The 16,725-nt window shown below is 50.9% G+C and carries 19 protein-coding genes; 2 read left to right on the top strand and 17 right to left on the bottom strand.

Going from position 1 to position 16,725, the window contains the following annotated elements; all coding sequences use genetic code 11:
* Positions 1-154: 154 nt before the first annotated feature.
* Together ADA01nite_RS07895 and sda are read left to right on the top strand one after the other, a co-directional pair.
* Entirely contained in the window at positions 155-1,702 is a 1,548-nt protein-coding gene (locus ADA01nite_RS07895; RefSeq protein ID WP_146809406.1) for a YifB family Mg chelatase-like AAA ATPase, read from the top strand.
* Between the two features lie 189 nt (positions 1,703-1,891).
* Complete coding sequence (gene sda / locus ADA01nite_RS07900; RefSeq protein ID WP_146809407.1) at positions 1,892-2,023, top strand: sporulation histidine kinase inhibitor Sda; 132 nt, start codon at positions 1,892-1,894, stop codon at positions 2,021-2,023.
* 30 nt (positions 2,024-2,053) lie between these two features.
* Here the strand turns inward: sda and ADA01nite_RS07905 are convergent, their stop codons facing one another.
* The 17 genes from ADA01nite_RS07905 to smc form a co-directional block, all read right to left on the bottom strand.
* The gene (locus tag ADA01nite_RS07905) at positions 2,054-2,245 is read right to left on the bottom strand and encodes a hypothetical protein (protein ID WP_146809408.1); all 192 of its coding nucleotides are present in this window, start codon (positions 2,243-2,245) and stop codon (positions 2,054-2,056) included.
* 135 nt (positions 2,246-2,380) lie between these two features.
* Positions 2,381-2,746: a YraN family protein gene (locus ADA01nite_RS07910; RefSeq protein WP_146809409.1), complete on the bottom strand. Its 366-nt coding sequence runs from the start codon at positions 2,744-2,746 to the stop codon at positions 2,381-2,383.
* Complete coding sequence (locus ADA01nite_RS07915) at positions 2,743-3,024, bottom strand: EscU/YscU/HrcU family type III secretion system export apparatus switch protein (protein ID WP_146809410.1); 282 nt, start codon at positions 3,022-3,024, stop codon at positions 2,743-2,745. The genes ADA01nite_RS07910 and ADA01nite_RS07915 overlap by 4 nt, the downstream gene beginning before the upstream one ends.
* Positions 3,021-4,499: a TP0910 N-terminal domain-containing protein gene (locus tag ADA01nite_RS07920; protein ID WP_146809411.1), complete on the bottom strand. Its 1,479-nt coding sequence runs from the start codon at positions 4,497-4,499 to the stop codon at positions 3,021-3,023. The genes ADA01nite_RS07915 and ADA01nite_RS07920 overlap by 4 nt, the downstream gene beginning before the upstream one ends.
* A 29-nt stretch (positions 4,500-4,528) precedes the next feature.
* Positions 4,529-5,302: a ribonuclease HII gene (rnhB, locus tag ADA01nite_RS07925; RefSeq protein ID WP_146809412.1), complete on the bottom strand. Its 774-nt coding sequence runs from the start codon at positions 5,300-5,302 to the stop codon at positions 4,529-4,531.
* A gap of 368 nt (positions 5,303-5,670) precedes the next feature.
* The gene (gene ylqF, locus ADA01nite_RS07930) at positions 5,671-6,570 is read right to left on the bottom strand and encodes a ribosome biogenesis GTPase YlqF (RefSeq protein WP_146809413.1); all 900 of its coding nucleotides are present in this window, start codon (positions 6,568-6,570) and stop codon (positions 5,671-5,673) included.
* Positions 6,571-6,602: 32 nt separating this feature from the next.
* Complete coding sequence (lepB, locus tag ADA01nite_RS07935) at positions 6,603-7,172, bottom strand: signal peptidase I (protein ID WP_146809414.1); 570 nt, start codon at positions 7,170-7,172, stop codon at positions 6,603-6,605.
* 84 nt (positions 7,173-7,256) lie between these two features.
* Positions 7,257-7,604: a 50S ribosomal protein L19 gene (gene rplS, locus ADA01nite_RS07940; protein WP_146809415.1), complete on the bottom strand. Its 348-nt coding sequence runs from the start codon at positions 7,602-7,604 to the stop codon at positions 7,257-7,259.
* 145 nt (positions 7,605-7,749) lie between these two features.
* Complete coding sequence (gene trmD / locus ADA01nite_RS07945; protein WP_146809416.1) at positions 7,750-8,523, bottom strand: tRNA (guanosine(37)-N1)-methyltransferase TrmD; 774 nt, start codon at positions 8,521-8,523, stop codon at positions 7,750-7,752.
* A 17-nt stretch (positions 8,524-8,540) separates the two neighbouring features.
* A complete protein-coding gene (gene rimM / locus ADA01nite_RS07950; RefSeq protein ID WP_146809417.1) occupies positions 8,541-9,059 on the bottom strand; it encodes a ribosome maturation factor RimM in 519 nt (172 codons plus the stop codon).
* On the bottom strand, positions 9,056-9,478 hold the full coding sequence (locus ADA01nite_RS07955; RefSeq protein ID WP_146809418.1) for a YlqD family protein: 423 nt from the start codon (positions 9,476-9,478) through the stop codon (positions 9,056-9,058). The genes rimM and ADA01nite_RS07955 overlap by 4 nt, the downstream gene beginning before the upstream one ends.
* A 63-nt stretch (positions 9,479-9,541) precedes the next feature.
* A complete protein-coding gene (locus ADA01nite_RS07960) occupies positions 9,542-9,769 on the bottom strand; it encodes a KH domain-containing protein (RefSeq protein ID WP_146809419.1) in 228 nt (75 codons plus the stop codon).
* 30 nt (positions 9,770-9,799) lie between these two features.
* On the bottom strand, positions 9,800-10,075 hold the full coding sequence (gene rpsP / locus ADA01nite_RS07965) for a 30S ribosomal protein S16 (protein WP_146809420.1): 276 nt from the start codon (positions 10,073-10,075) through the stop codon (positions 9,800-9,802).
* Positions 10,076-10,170: 95 nt separating this feature from the next.
* The gene (ffh, locus tag ADA01nite_RS07970; protein WP_146809421.1) at positions 10,171-11,526 is read right to left on the bottom strand and encodes a signal recognition particle protein; all 1,356 of its coding nucleotides are present in this window, start codon (positions 11,524-11,526) and stop codon (positions 10,171-10,173) included.
* A 10-nt stretch (positions 11,527-11,536) separates the two neighbouring features.
* Positions 11,537-11,881 (bottom strand): YlxM family DNA-binding protein, encoded by a 345-nt coding sequence (ylxM, locus tag ADA01nite_RS07975; RefSeq protein ID WP_146809422.1) that lies wholly within the window; start codon positions 11,879-11,881, stop codon positions 11,537-11,539.
* A 97-nt stretch (positions 11,882-11,978) separates the two neighbouring features.
* Positions 11,979-12,974, bottom strand: coding sequence for a signal recognition particle-docking protein FtsY (gene ftsY, locus ADA01nite_RS07980; protein ID WP_146809423.1), 996 nt, complete (start codon positions 12,972-12,974; stop codon positions 11,979-11,981).
* A 25-nt stretch (positions 12,975-12,999) separates the two neighbouring features.
* A complete protein-coding gene (gene smc / locus ADA01nite_RS07985; protein ID WP_146809424.1) occupies positions 13,000-16,560 on the bottom strand; it encodes a chromosome segregation protein SMC in 3,561 nt (1,186 codons plus the stop codon).
* Positions 16,561-16,725 lie beyond the last annotated feature (165 nt).

The raw sequence follows: 16,725 nt of genomic DNA on the forward strand, positions 1-16,725 counted from the left end.
CCTTCATACCACAAAAGTCAGCCGCTCTTCCTTTCATTTTCATGGCAGGGCCTGTGGCTAATTGGGCATGGTGGTTTTGTGTCAGCAGACAAAATAAAATCTGGAAATTAAACTCAAAATATGTTAATTTTTAACAAAAAGGAGGGTAGCGAATATGCTTGCGAAAGTTTACAGTGCTACGGTGTTGGGAGTGCAGGGGGTGGGGGTGGAAGTCGAGGTTGATATTGCGAACGGACTGCCGCACTTCGAAATTAGCGGGCTGGCCGCTTCTTCCGTACGGGAAGCGCGCAATCGGGTCAAGTCAGCCATTAAGAATAGCGGGTATTCATTTCCGCTGCAGCGCATTACGGTGAATCTGGCTCCGGCAGACGTTCGGAAAGCGGGCTCCATGCTCGATCTGGCCATCGCGGTCGGCATCCTGCTTGGAAGCGGACAGGCCAGTATCCGGAACGGCCTTGCAAACTGGCTGTTTCTTGGCGAGCTGTCGCTTGAAGGAAAACTGCGTCCGGTGCACGGCCTGTTTCCGATGATTCTCGCAGCCAGGCAGGCGGGGTTTGCGGGTGCCGTTATTCCAGCTATGTGTGAAGAGGATGTAGAGCGGGTAAAACTGCCGATTTTACGCGTCGCCACGCTGAAAGAGTGCATAGAATACGGCTCATTTGCCGATGACCAGCTTCCGGTAGATACAGTCGGCGGACGCATTCTACATGAGCAGGCGGGACAGGACGATGTACCTGAGTGTTTTAGCGATGTAAGAGGGCAGAGACACGTAAAGCGAGCAATGGAAGTGGCGGCAGCAGGTGCACATCATCTTGCTATGATCGGGCCGCCGGGTACGGGCAAGACGATGATGGCGCGTCGTTTTCCGACGATTCTCCCACCGCTCGATGAAGAACAATCGCTTACAGTCGATTCCATTTACAGTGCATGCGGGCTGCTTGCGGAGCGGTGGAGACAGGCTCCTTACCCTCCTTTTCGCTCTCCGCATTCCTCCATCACGACTGTAGGCATGCTCGGAGGCGGCCTATTTCCGCAGCCGGGCGAGCTGAGCCTCGCGCATCTTGGCGTGCTGTTTTTGGATGAGTGGACCGAGTTTTCGCGGAACGTACTCGAGACAATGCGCCAGCCGTTAGAAGACGGACAGGTCACTATCCTCCGTCAGGAGTCGAAGCTTTCGTTTCCCTGTCGATTCTTGCTTATTACCGCATGCAATCCATGTCTGTGTGGATTTTACCGCTTTGAGACGGACGGCCACCCGTGTACATGTTCGATACGGGAGATTCGGCGTTATTGGAAGAAATTGTCCGGACCGATGCTTGATCGGATGGATATTCAGGTAGAAGTACCGCGGGTGCGAATCGATGAAATGAAAGAAGACGTCTCGATGACTTCTCGCATCATGCGCGGACGGGTACAGGCGGCGCGGGAAAGGCAAAAGCACCGCTACCGTGATGCGGCTTTCCGCACGAATTCTCAATTATCAGGCCGATGGATTGCACGCTATATTTCACTTTCTACTCCGGTGCAGAGCTGGCTTTCCGCTCTCTATCAAACAAGCGGCATGAGTAATCGTTCCTACGATAAGATTGTGAAGCTGGCCCGTACTATTGCCGATCTAGAAGATTGTGATGATATACGGGAAGAGCATATTGCCGAGGCGTTTCAATACAGGACGCTGGAACAAAAACAGTGGAAAGAGTAAGCCGGATAAAAACTTTTCGACATAAATCGCTGTGGATAACGATATCTACAAAAAAAACCTAGATTTCATAGCGGATCTGAAATTTTGTGCACAACTTATTCACAAAAAGCTGTGGATAACGGAACGCTTGTTCCGAAAAAGCGCCGATGTTACAATATGGAAAATGACAGAAAACAAGGGGAGGCGTCTATGCATTTACTTTCAGACGATGCGTTGCTTGATGCCTATGTGAAAGCGATGCATCTTGGCCTTGAAAAGGAGTTCATCGCACTGTTAATTGAAGAAATAAACAGGCGGGACTTACATTTACCGCCCCATTGATAAGCAGATGCCAGTCATCTGCTTTATTTTTTACAGAAAACCACCATGACTTTTCAGCCGCAACCCCGACATGAAAATCATAAGAGGGGCGGCTGACTTTTGCGGTGTGAAGAAAAAAAGGAAAGAAGGAGAAGAGGATTTTAATGTGGAAAAAGGCGAACGCCTTTTTCTTCTCTGGATCTTTTTTCCCCTTCCCTCTCCTTCTTTCTTCACGATTTTCACAGAAAAAAAGCACCTGCGAAACCGCAGGTGCGAGAAAAGGAGGTGTTACACGTCGAGTACACTATACTATATGCAAACTTGTATGATTTCATGTGGACAGGTGCCACGGTCCGGCTCTTTTTTCTCCGCCTATTTTTAAAACGCATGCGAAATATGCAGAACTTCCGGCTCAGGAATCGAACGGCGATACGTAAGCACGACGACATCAAACCTGGGCGACAGCTTGTGTTCTTCTTTACGCTTATGCAAATACTCCAGTGCCGTCCTGCGAATGGTACGCTGTTTAGCCGGCGTAATGGCTTCACATCCATGGCCGTACAAATCGCTGGTGCGCGTCTTTACTTCGATAAATACCAGCCATTCCCCATCGCGCATAATTAAATCAACTTCCCCTGTTCTCGTGTGATAATTACGACATTCCAGTACATACCCTTTCTCTTCTAAATATCGGCACGCAAATGTCTCTCCGTCAGCACCGAGCTGCCTGCTTGTTTTCTTCATAATTTCCGTCTGCTCCCACGATCCGTTTGGTAAACAAACGCCAGTATCTCCGCCACTACCTGGTAGAGTTCTACCGGAATCTGTTCGTTCAACTCCAGGCTGGCCAACACTTCTACAAGCGACGGATCCTGTTGGACCGGTACGCCGTGCGCTTCCGCCTGCTCAAGAATTTTCTCGGCTACATGTCCCCTGCCTTTAGCGATAACCCGCGGCGCCTCGCCTTCGCCGGGTTCGTAGCGCAGCGCCACGGCACTCTTGCGTTGATACGGCTTCTTCATACGCGGAAATCCACCCCTTTGTAATGGACCAGGCTTGAATTCGGCAGCGGAAGCGGCGGAGTGGGTTTGCTGTCTTCTTGCTGACGCTCTTCCGGCATTTCCGATACGCGCAGCCCGGATAAGCGGTACCCTTCTTTGGCCAGATTTTGCTCCAGCGAGGCACGCAGGGCACGTACCAATGCCTCAAGCCCTTCACGATTGTTGTAAAGATGGAGGGAGACGATTTTATTGACAATGGACACATCAAGCATTGTCTCCCCTATGTTCTGCATGGATAAATAGAAAAACAGGCGGCAATTGTCGGGATCAATTTCACCTTTGCCTTTTTTGCGCGATTCAATGTGAATGAGCGCATTCTCGCCGTCTTCCTGGCCGGGCAAAGGCAGTTGAATCGCCACCTGGACAAATGCATTATTCTCAGAACCCGCTCCCATCATAAGCTGCTGTCCGGTTACCTGATGCACAAACTGCTGCATCTGCTCCCTTACGGTGGCAGGCAGCGCATCCGCTTTCGGATGCTGTAACAAATAAAGCAACGTAGATTTTATGTTCTCCACTTCCGCCGCTTTTTCCCCTGTCATCCGGGCAAGTGTTCGTTCGTGGGTGAGCCCAAGGCGTTCGAATAAATCGGTAATTGCCTGTTTCATTCCCTGAGATGATGGAGACGATAGCGATTCGTTTCCAGCTACTTGATCTTGTTCACCCTGCAGGCTTTGCAGAGCTGACCGGGAGTTCTTCGGATCAACCTTTCCGTTCTGCTGTCCTGCCGGATTTGCGGTCTGTTGCAGTGAAACAATTGCGTTTTTCACCTGGACCACCGCCTCCCTCGCTCCTTCCGTTTGGATAAAAAGCCGTTGCAGCGTCTCTTTCATGTCCGAAGGCAGCGACTCCGCATCGGTCAGCGTTTGTTCAACCAGACGGAACAGCTTGCCCATCTCCCCATCCAGGTTTGCGTTTTTGATAAATGCACGCAGGGCGAGCACGGTATCTTTTGTAAGCGGAAGCCCCTTTTTCGCCGCTAGCAAGACAGCCTCTTCCATTGCAGGATCTTCTCCGAATTCGGCGGCAAGCTGCCGGAACGAGCGCAGCGAGTCCGCCCGCAGCGGAATGCCCGTATCAACCGCTTTCTTCAGAAGTGAAATCGACTCTCTTGTAACCGGTACCCCCAGCCCTTTGGCCAACCCTTCCATGCTGGCTTCAGAAGCCTGTTCCGGCTTTCCAGGCTGGCTGATGACCTTAAGCGTAACCGGTTGTCCACCCGGTTGTACCTGCAGCCACGTCCGCTGGCCGAGCTCCAGCGGAGTTTCCAGACGGGCCGTAACCGTCAATCCGCCTACCTGTACCGTCGCTAAATTATCCGGAAATAGTTTCAGTACTTTCCCCTGAAACACTTGTCCGGGAATGAGCTCGACCAGGGAAGGTTGCATTCTATTCAACTGTTGAAAAATTCGGCCTGTCATGAAGCCATGAATCATGCTGCTCCCTCCTGCTCTTGTTTTCCGTGCTATGGAGTAAGCACGCCGCCGAAGCTGCGCCGGTGAATGGGACAGGGTCCCAGCTTGCGCAGCGCTGCCAAATGCTCGGCTGTGCCGTATCCCATATTGGATGCAAATCCGTACCCGGGGTACTGCTCATCGTATTTTTTCATGATGCGGTCCCGCTCCACTTTGGCCACGATAGATGCAGCGGCAATAGACACGCTTTTACCGTCTCCGCCGATAATCGGCCTCTGCTCGATGGACAGGCCCGGCACGGTCACCGCATCGTTTAGCGTGATGTCCGGTGTGACGGAAAGCTCTTGAACAGCCATACGCATGGCCCGTAGAGTCGCCTGAAAAATATTAATTTCATCAATAAGTGCAGCGTCGCTCAGCGTTACTGAAACTGCGACAGCTTGTGCCATAATCTGCTCATACATTGTCTCGCGCCTGGCGGGAGGAACTTTCTTTGAATCGTTCAGGCCCGGCAAATAAAAGTCCTGCGGCAAGATGACCGCCGCCGTCACAACCGGTCCCGCCAGCGGCCCGCGCCCTACTTCGTCCAGCCCCGCAATGTGCGTATATCCCTTATTCCACAACTCTCGCTCATTTTTGCTCATGTCAAGCCAACGCTGACGAAGCTGTCCGGCTTTCTCTCTGCGCCGCTGCCATTGTTTATACGCCGCCTGCACACCGCTCCGTGTGTCAGCAGAAAACAAAGCCTGCGTCTCTTCCGTCAGCTCTTCGTGTGCAAATAAAAATTCTTTTACCTCTTTTATCGTCATTTTAGCCGGATTCATAAGAATGCTCCTTCTTTTCTGTAAAAAATTTGAGGCTCAACACCAAAACATGTAGTTGACGATTTGACACGTACACAATGGATGGCAAAGGACAAGAGATAAGGATAGGTATGTCACTTGGTTACGCTCCACAGGGAAGCAAAAAGCCCTCCCCAAAAGCCGCGCGCGCTCGCCCATTGTATAAGGACCTGTCAACCCCAGAGCCTGTGTTGAGCCTTATTTATATAACAAAAACGTGCAGCTTTGGCTGCACGTTTTTACTATTATGAAATACAGTGAGGAAAAGTTTAAGTAAAAAGCGTGATTGTCTTCCATAAATCCCCATTTCTTATTTCCTCCCGCTTTTCACACCGAAGCTTTGCAACTCTCTAATATGGCGTAATTTCATCCATGCTCACGCGCGCCATCTCTACTGTAAACGCATCGCCTGGACGTTCGAGCGAAACACGGCCCAGCTTCCCACCGCGCAGCTCGCGCAAGATTAATTCGGCAACCTTATCATAGTCGATGTGGCCACCGCTCACTAAACAGCCGCGCCTGCGTCCGATTTCATCAAGGATAGCAAGCTTACTCTCAGCCAAATCCTTCAACTGATAGCGTTCTTGCAGCGCGTCGCTATAATACATCCGTAAATACGCCACAACAAACAGCGCCACTTCCTGAAAGTCGATAAGCTCATCTTTAATCGCACCACTCGCCGCAAGACGCAGGCCGACAAGCGGATCTTCAAACTTCGGCCATAGAATCCCCGGCGTGTCCAATAACTCCAGTATTTTCCCCACCTTCACCCACTGCTGGGCTTTCGTCACTGCCGGACGGTCTCCCGTCTGCGCCACTTTACGGCCGGCCAGTCGGTTCATGAGCGACGATTTACCTACGTTCGGAATCCCGAGTATCATGGCGCGAACAGCCCTGTCCTGCATGCCCTTAGCGCGTCGTTTCTCCATCATATCTTCGACCAGCGCCTGACACTCCTGCGGCAGCTTATTCACGCCGCCGCCGGATAATGCATCAATCGGCAACGCCTTGATACCGTTGTCCGCAAAATGCTGTATCCAGGCCTTTGTTACAGCCTCATCAGCCAGGTCCGATTTATTCAAAAGAATCAAGCGCGGTTTACCGGAGACAATCTCATCGATCATCGGATTACGGCTTGAGAGCGGAAGCCTGGCATCCAAAAGCTCGATAACGACGTCGATAAGCTTCAGTTTCTCCGTGACCTGTCTACGCGCCTTGGCCATATGACCCGGAAACCATTGAATCGTCATATGCCTCACCTACATTTCATTATAAATTCAAGCTAGTTTAAGCGAATTTTATTAAGCGGCCAGATAACAAGCTCGGAACGCCCCACCACATTTTCAACAGGGACAGGACCGATGACGCGGCTGTCCGTGCTGTTGCGGCGGTTATCTCCCATGACGAAAATCTCACCCGCAGGCACTTTCTCCGGACCGAAATCTTCCGTTAGCACATAGCCTTCCGCTCTCGCCTGTTCCTTATACTGCTTCAGATACGGTTCATCGACCGGTTTCCCGTCTATGTATAGCTGGTCATCTCTCATTTCTACCGTCTGTCCTTCCGTCGCAATCACCCGTTTAATATAATCTTTTTCCTTAGTGGCGTGGAAGACAATAATATCGCCAGGTTTCGGTTCCTGAATGTAATAAATCAACTTGCTGACAATCAGGCGTTCTCCATTTTCAAGCGTCGGCATCATGGATGAACCGTCAACAAGAAACGGTGCAAACAAAAAGGTACGGATAATGAGCGCAAGCACCACGGCGATGCCCAGCGCTTTAATCCATTCCCACGTTTCGTTTTTCCCCTTTTTGTTTTTGGTTGTCTCAGAGGAGGTCTCGTCAACCATTCAATTTCCTCCTTCGATGATGGATGGTTCCGTTTTTTATCCTGCAAAAAAAGGAGCTTGATATCAAGCTCCTTTTCTCTCGCATTAGCGACGAATTTCTTTAATACGTGCTGCTTTACCCACACGGTCGCGCAGGTAGTACAGTTTCGCACGACGGACTTTACCGTGACGTACGACTTCGATTTTGTCGATTTTCGGAGAGTGGAGCGGCAATGTACGCTCAACGCCGACACCGTAAGAAACTTTACGAACTGTGAAAGTTTCGCTGATGCCGCCTCCGCGACGCTTGATTACAACTCCTTCGAACACCTGAATACGCTCACGCTGCCCCTCAACTACTTTTAAGTGCACACGTACTGTGTCACCAGGGCGGAAGCTAGGAATGTCTTGTTTCATGTTCGCCTGGGTAATCTCACGAATGATATGTTGCATGAGGTTTCCTCCTTCCAGCAGATGTTCATTCCGTATGCGAAGTAGACGGCCGTGTTCGACACCGCAACCTCACAATAGGAAGAGGACCATCTTAATCCGAACCAAATCGGCTCACAAGAAATATCATATCATAACCGAATCCTGGTTACAACTCTTGTTTAAGCTCTTCTACCATTTTTTTTATTTCTTTTGTTTCCTCAAGTTCTTCAAGCAGATCAGGTCTGCGCGTAAGCGTTCTGCGCAGCGACTCTTTAAGCCGCCACTTTTCAATCTTTTCATGGTGGCCGGATAGAAGCACGTCAGGCACCTTCCAGCCGCGAAACTCAGCGGGACGGGTATAATGCGGATGTTCCAGAAGCCCGGTACTATAAGAGTCGGTTGCCGCAGACTTCGCATTGCCGAGCGCTCCTTCCTGCAGGCGCACCACGCTATCGATAATAACCATAGCCGGCAGCTCTCCGCCGGTCAGCACATAATCCCCGATGGAGATTTCATCCGTTACTAGATGTTCACGGATGCGTTCATCATATCCTTCATAATGACCGCAGATAAAGATGAGATGGTCCTCGCAAGCCAGCTCTTCCGCCAATTTCTGATTGTATCGCTTTCCCTGGGGACAGAGCAAAACAACACGCGGCGGCTTCTTTGAATCGGATATAGCCTCGATCTCTCCGCCTGTTTTAGCTCCCGATTCGGTCAGTGACTCGACAGCACGAAAAATCGGCTCCGGTTTCAGCACCATACCTCCACCGCCTCCGTACGGCATATCATCTACCTGTCCATGCTTATTGCCCGAGTACTGGCGAAAATTCACCAGGCGAAACGAGACAAGACCTTTTTGCGCAGCTTTACCTACAATGCTTGCCCCAAGAACGCCCTCGAACATCTCGGGAAACAGCGTTAAAATATCAATCTTCATGCCTGTAAGCCAGCCTCCTAAATCAATCCTTCAAGCAAGTGCACAGTAATCCTTTTGTTTGCCACGTCGATTTGCTTGATGACTTCATCGATATACGGCAGAAGAATGTCTTTTCCTTTATCCGGCTTAACCACCCAGACATCATTGGCCCCCGGCTGGAGGATTTCTTTAACGACACCCAGCCTCTCGCCTTCTTCTGTAAACACTTCGCAGCCAATGATATCCTGAAAGTAGAACTCCCCTTCCGGCAATTCGTCACGATCTTCCGCTCTTACTTTTAATACGCCGCCTTTATATTTTTCCACGTCCTGTATATACGGATGCCCTTTAAATGTCAGTAGATAAAAATTTTTATGCACACGCGCCGAATCGATTGTCAGTGGCACGGGTTTTTTCATCTCCGGGTGAAACAAATACAGCACGCTGCCTTCCCGGTACCGCTCTTCCGGAAAGTCCGTTTCCGAAATGACGCGGACCTCGCCGCGGATGCCGTGCGTGTTTACTAGCTTGCCTACGGTGAAAAACTCTCCGCTCACGCTTCTGTTCCCCTTTCGCGAATTTCTTTCACAATTCCGTCCTGCAGCACAATTTCTGTGCCTGTCATTACCTTTCCCCAATCATCGCCGACTTTTACCTCCACGTCGCTCTCGACCGTTGTATAGTGAAGCTCGCTGCCGAGCGGGAGATTGGCCAGTTGGTCCAACTGGAAAGAAACCTGGGATAGCTTCTCTTCGCGCGCCTGCCTCTCCTGGGTCAGCCGACGCTGAACAATCTCAAGCGCATCCCGCCCTTTCCGCTGCGCTTCCTGCAGTAATTTTTTAGCCTGGAAATTCAGCTGTTCAAGCTCCAGTTCGTAACGCTTGCGCATGTCGGCGAACTCTTCCTGCATCTGTTTGCGCGATGTCTCGGTCAATACCATCATGACTTTCACTTTGCGTTTCACTGTCAGCATCATGGTAACCTCCGTTTAACGCTAAGAAAAGCTGGGATGTTTTCTCCCAGCTTTTATCTATGCTTTCTATACAATTTCGATCGTCACGCGCTGGTTTTCTTTCATGGCCATCGCGCCCACGACAGTGCGAAGAGACTTAGCAATGCGCCCCCGCTTTCCGATCACCTTGCCCATATCATCCGGATGAACGGACAATCGGTAGACAGTGCTGCCCTCCTGCGTCACCTCTTCAATCGACACGGCGTCGGGATGGTCAACAAGAGCTTTGGCAATCACTTCAATTAATGATTTCACCCGTTAATCCTCCCGCTTGAATAGAATGGACTACTTTTTGCTGTTTCTTACTTCGTGGAACTTTTGCAGCAGACCTTGCTTACGAAACAAGCTGCGAACCGTGTCTGTCGGTTGAGCGCCTGTAGTCAGCCATTTCATTGCCTTTTCTTCGTCGATTTCAACTTGCGCTGGCTGCGCTACCGGATTGTATGTTCCGATTTCTTCGATGAAGCGGCCATCACGCGGCGCGCGAGAATCTGCTACTACCACACGATAAAAAGGGGCTTTCTTTTGACCCATACGTTTTAAACGAATTTTTACTGCCATTTGTTATTCCCTCCAAGTTGTGTTTTGCACACTAATTAGTTATTTTAACAAAGTCATCCATAAATGAAAAGACTTAGTTTCAAACAAACACAATGTTATTGCCCAAAGAACGGAAACCTGAAGCCCCCGCCTTTTTTCTTCGCTTTGTCCGTCATTTTTGTAAACTGCTTCATCATCTTGCGCATATCTTCAAACTGCTTGATGAGCCGATTTACTTCCTGAACAGTCGTGCCGCTTCCTTTCGCGATGCGCTTGCGGCGGCTGGAATTGATGATTTCCGGCTGCTGTTTCTCCTGGGTCGTCATAGACCGGACGATCGCTTCGACGCGATTTAAGGCACTCTCGTCGACTTTCAAATCTTTCATGCCTTTGATTTTGTTCATGCCCGGCATCATATTCAGTAACTCATCAAGCGGTCCCATCTTACGGACTTGCGCCATCTGTTCCAGAAAATCCTCAAACGTAAATTCAGCGTTGCGCATTTTGCGCTCGAGTTCTTTCGCTTTCACTTCGTCTACGTCTATTTGCGCTTTCTCAATAAGCGTGAGCACATCGCCCATGCCGAGAATCCGGCTGGCCATTCGATCCGGATGAAACGGCTCTAACGCGTCCATCTTCTCACCCATACCGACAAACTTAATCGGCGTGCCAGTTACGGACTTAACGGAGAGCGCAGCACCACCTTTGGTGTCACCATCCAGCTTGGTCAGCACAACGCCTGTCAAATCAAGCTGGTTATTGAAACTTTCCGCCACATTGACAGCATCCTGACCTGTCATGGCATCTACCACAAGCAGAATCTCGTTCGGCCTGGTTGCCTCTTTTATCTCCTGCAGCTCGCCCATCAGCGTCTCGTCAATGTGCAGGCGCCCGGCGGTATCGATTAGCACGTAATCGAAATGTTGCTCTTTTGCATGCGCAATCGCCGCCCTGGCGATTTCGACCGGACTTACCTTATCCCCCATCGAAAACACGGGGATATTCAACTGCTTCCCGACAACTTCAAGCTGCTTAATTGCAGCCGGACGGTAGATATCGCAAGCAACAAGCAACGGTTTGCGGTTTTGCTTTCCACGCAGGTAGTTGGCCAGCTTCCCCGTCGTCGTCGTCTTACCCGCACCCTGCAGGCCGACCATCATAACGACTGTCGGAGGCCGGCTGGCTACGGCAAGTTTACTCTGCCCTCCGCCCATCAACTCGGTCAACTCGTCGTTTACGACCTTGATGACCTGCTGGCCAGGCGTAAGACTCTTGAGCACATCCTGCCCAATGGCCCGCTCTTTGACGCGGTTTACAAATTCTTTTACGACTTTGAAGTTAACGTCCGCTTCCAGCAGGGCAAGACGCACTTCGCGCATCGCCTTGGTAACGTCTTCTTCCGTGACTTTCCCTTTGCCGCGCAGCTTGTCAAACGTGGATTGCAGTCGGCTGGCTAAGCTTTCAAACGCCATGGTCCGCCTCCTAATCTATCTCCATTTCTAACGCAAGAAGCTTGCGCACGATTTCCAGTGAATGCAACTCTTGTGGCTCTTCTGTAGACAATTCCCGTTGCAGTTCTTCGAGTAAAGCGCGCCGTTTTTCGTAACGCGCCAGAAGACCGAGCTTGCGTTCATAATCTTCGAGCGTCTTGGCAATCCGCTTCACCTGTTCGAACACCGCCTGACGGCTGATGTCCTCAATCTCCGCGATTTCGCCGAGCGACAGGTCGTCGCGGTAATACATCTCAAAGTATTTGCGCTGCCTGTCTTTCAGCAGTTTGCCGTAAAAGTCGTACAATAAATGCAGACGCGTGGTTTCCTCCAGCATGGGATCTGCCCCCGTGTACGGAAATTCGTGTAAAGATCAATTCCTTTACAGGACATAATCATACAGAAGTGATGAATAAGTGTCAAGCATTTTCTCTTTACTCTTCTTCTTGTTCCATCTCTTTTTCGATCGATGTGGCGAACAGCGCATGGACGAATTGTTCAGCATTGAACGGCTGCAGATCGTCCATTTTCTCACCGAGGCCGACATATTTGACCGGTACCTGCAATTCGTTGCGAATGGCGATGACGATGCCGCCTTTCGCTGTACCGTCAAGCTTTGTCAGTACGATGCCCGACAATTCAGCAGATTGGCTGAACGCTTTCGCCTGGCTAAGCGCGTTCTGGCCGGTAGTCGCATCCAGCACGAGCAGCGTCTCATGCGGCGCATCCGGAACTTCGCGGGAGATGACCCGCTTAATCTTTGCAAGCTCTTCCATCAGATTTACCTTATTCTGTAGACGACCGGCCGTGTCGCACAGCAGGACGTCCGCTTTTCGCGCCCTGGCGGTATGAATACCATCATAAATAACGGCAGCGGGGTCGGAACCTTGCTGCTGCTTGACCACTTCTACGCCAACACGCTCACCCCAGACTTCAAGCTGGTCGATCGCACCTGCACGGAATGTGTCCCCTGCAGCCAGCAGCACTTTTTTGCCCTGACTTTTGAGCATATGTGCCATCTTGCCGATGGTGGTCGTCTTGCCGACGCCGTTCACACCGACAAACAAGATGATGTTAAGGCGTCCATCTTCAATATTCAGCGACGTATCTTCATCTTTTCCCTGCAGAAGTCCAACCAGTTTCTCTGAGAGGACAGGCTGCAACTCATGTGCATTTTCAATTCTTTGCTTGCGCGCTTCGTTGCGCAAATCATCGACCAGCTCCATCACCGTGTTAACACCGACGTCGGCGGAGATTAAAATATCTTCCAATTCTTCATAAAACTCGTCGTCAATGCGCTTATAGCGGCGCACCAAATCCTCCACTTTTTCAAACGCGCCGCGCGTTTTCATCAGACCTTCCTTAAATTTATTCGTAATCGCTTCCGTCTGACCGGAGATTTTTTCTTTCAGCTTTTTAAAGAAACTCATGTCATGCTTCCTTTCTTCCTGAGATTTATGACACCATCGTCTCGTCTTCAAGACGGACGGAAACAAGCTTCGATACTCCGGATTCCTGCATCGTTACGCCGTACAGCACGTCAGCGCCCTCCATCGTCCCGCGCCGGTGTGTAACGACGATAAACTGCGTTTTCTCACAGAATTCCCGCAGGTACTGGGAGAAACGCGAAACGTTCGCTTCGTCCAATGCCGCCTCCACTTCATCGAGTACGCAGAACGGCACCGGTTTTACCCGCAGAATGGAAAAGAGAAGCGCGATGGCGGTCAGTGCTTTTTCCCCGCCGGAGAGAAGCGCAAGATACTGAAGTTTCTTTCCGGGAGGCTGGGCCACAATTTCGATCCCGGTCTCAAGAAGATTATCCGGATTGGATAGCTGCAAGTCTGCCCGGCCGCCGCCAAACAATTGCGTGAAAACTTGTTGGAACTGAGCGCGAATCGCATCGAACGTTTCTTTAAACCGCCGCGACATTTCCGCCTCGATATCAGCAATAACCTGGTACAGCGTCGCTTTTGCTTCGCTTAGATCGCGGTGCTGTGACAGCAGAAATTCCTGCCGCTCATGCAGTCGTTCGTACTCCTGAATTGAGCCTACGTTGACTGTGCCGAGTGCGGTAATTTGCTGTTTTATACTCTTGACCGTCTTGGCCGCTTCCTCCACATCATCGGGCAGTTGATAGTTCGCCTTGGCCATCTCGTAGCTCAGCTCGTACTCTTCCCGGAGCTTGTTCAACAGATTATCCAGCTCCACGTCCATACGCTCGACTTTAACCTCATGCCTGTAGAGATTTTCTTCCACGCTTTTAAGCTGGCGGCGCATCTCTTTTACTTCCGCTTCCTGCTCAGCCAAACGTGCCTGAACATCCTGCCGTTTCTTGCGTTGTTCCTGAATGTGGGCGCTGTACTGCTCTTTCTCGGCGCGCAGGGCACGGATTTCCCGATCGAGCTTCTCTTCCTCCTCATCGCTTGTAGCGGTGCCCGAATCGAGCAGAAGCAGTGTCTTCGTCGTCGCGCTAAGCTCGGCAGTCACTTCCTGCAGATCTTTTTCCAGGCGGTTATATTCTAAAAGACGCGCTTCATATTGTTCCTTGCGCGTCGCTACCTGCACTTTCAATTCGGTAATACGATCGTTCAGCGCTTCTTTGTTTGTTTCCTTTTCTTTTTTGCTTCTCTCCGCCGCTTCAATTTCCTGCTGTTTCTCTTGTTCGGCAATCGCCAGCTCTTCCAGTTCTTCTTCGATTGCCGCGATGCGATGCTTGGCCTGCTCACGCTCTTTGTCCAGCACAGCTTGATCCTGCTGGAAGAACTCCCAGCGTTCCGCAATCGTTTTCTCTGAATGGTCCAGCTCACGCAGCAGCCCTTTTATCTCCTGCTCTCTGAAGCGAAGCTGCTCGCCTGCTGCACGCATCTGTTCCTGCTCTTGTATCCAGACTTCTTCTTCTGCGGCTATCGCTTCTAACCGGGTATAGAACTCTTCATTGGCCTGCTTCTGACGGGCAATCTCCTCTTCCAATTGTTCGAGTTGACGCTGACGCCCCAACAATTGATTCGATTTCTGCTGCACGGACCCACCGCTCATCGAGCCGCCCGGGTTGACAACATCGCCTTCAAGCGTCACAATGCGGTAGCGGTACTGAAGGGCTCGGGCGACCGCGTTGGCCTGCTCAAGCGTTTCGGTAATCATTACATTGCCTAAAAGATTATAAACGATAGACTGATATCGTTCCGCACAGCGAACCAACTCCGCCGCCACACCAACGACACCGTCCATCTCCTGTACACGGGCGCGCTCGCCCGCCGGTATCTGACGCGGCTTAATGACATCAAGCGGCAGGAATGTAGCCCGTCCAGCTCGACGCTGCTTTAAAAGCCCGATGGCTCGGCGCCCTACCGCTTCATTTTCCACCACGACATGCTGTAAGGCGCCGCCCAGTGCAATTTCGATTGCCGTCTCATACTGCTTTTCAACGGAAATCAGCTCAGCCACCGCACCTTCCACGCCTGCAAAGCCTTGTTCGCGCGCTCTTAGAATTTCCTTGACACCCTGCATGAATCCGGAAAAATCAGCCTGCATCTCTTTTATTACGTCACGGCGCGAAAGCATACCGTTTAGTTTTTGCTCGCCTTCACGCAACGCTTGAAGCCAACGCGATTTTTGAGCTGCCTGTTCTTTTTGCGCCGCCATTTTCTTTTTAAACGCGTCCATATTTTCGGCCAGGCGCTTAGACACCGAAGCCAGCTCATCTTCCAATTCGGTGCGTCGGCTGGTCAGGCTTTCTTTCTGCTCAATGAGCTGCTGATTGCTAGATTCGAGACGTTCCCAGCGCTGTTGGTTCATCTCGAGCGCCTGCTGATGATGGCGGATTTCATTGCGCATGGATGCCATTTGATTCAAGATATCGAAGTAGTCGGCCTTTAGGCGCTCGATGTCACCATCGGAAAATCTGGCGAAATTCATATATCTTTTCTGCTCCAACTGCAGTTCCTTTGTCAGCTCTGCAACCTGCTCTTCAGCTGCTTTTACCTGCTGTGCCGCCTCCGCAATCTGTATACGCAGCGCCTCCTGCTTCTCAGTAAGCGCTACTGCTTTGCTGCGGGCGTCCTGTTTGTTTTGGCTGTAATTGCGCAGACGTTCACGGAGCACTTCCCTAAGCCCTTCTTTTTTCTCTCCTTCTTCAGTGACGGTAAGCAGGCGCTGCTGCAATTCTTCAAGCACCTGATCCTGTTCGCTCACAAATGCGCGCAAGTCGGCCGTTTGGGCTTCCATCCGGTTGATGCTAGCCGACCGCTCGATCTGCTCGCTCGTAAGTTTTTCCACGAGCGATTTCGTCTCTTCCCATTCAGCATGCAGCAAATCGAACTGCTTTACATACAAACCGATTTCATATTGGGCGAGCGTTTCTTTCAGCGATAAATACGTGCGTGCTTTCTCGGCTTGTTCGGCAAGCGGCTGGATTTGCTCCTCGATTTCACCCATGATGTCCTGCACACGCACAAGGTTTTGCTCGGTCTCGTCCAGTTTTTTTACCGCTTCTTTTTTGCGTGCTTTATATTTGACAATCCCGGCCGCTTCCTCAAAGAGCGCTCGGCGGTCTTCGGAACGCGTGCTCAAAATCTCTTCAATCCGTCCCTGGCCGATAACGGAATACGCCTCTTTGCCAACGCCTGTGTCCATGAATAATTCGATAATATCGCGCAGCCGGCAGCTCTGTCGGTTAATATAATATTCGCTTTCACCCGAGCGATAGACTCTGCGGGTAACGGTAACTTCAGAGAAATCCATCTTTATCTGCTGATCGGTGTTGTCAAGTGTCAGCGACACTTCACAGAAATTAACCGGCTTGCGCGAATCGCTCCCGGAGAAAATAATGTCCTCCATTTTTGCGCCGCGCAGCGATTTAGCACTCTGCTCACCAAGCACCCAGCGGATAGCATCCGAGATGTTGCTTTTGCCGCTGCCGTTAGGGCCGACAACGGCCGTCACGCCGGGCACGAACTCCAGTTCCGTACGGTCGGCGAACGATTTAAACCCTGTAATTTCGAGGCGCTTTAAATACATAGATTCGCTCCTCATCCTCCTTGTCACCGCCCGGATGTAGGGGTAGTCCCTATCAAGCGGCTTTCTCTTATAAGAATGTATCACTGTCACAAAGAGATGTCACTATACACAAAGAACCGCCATGGCGTCTCAGCCGCAACCCGGACATGAAAATGAGAGAAAGGG

This window comes from Aneurinibacillus danicus (genome assembly GCF_007991215.1).
In the GTDB taxonomy this organism is placed as follows: Bacteria; Bacillota; Bacilli; order Aneurinibacillales; family Aneurinibacillaceae; genus Aneurinibacillus; species Aneurinibacillus danicus.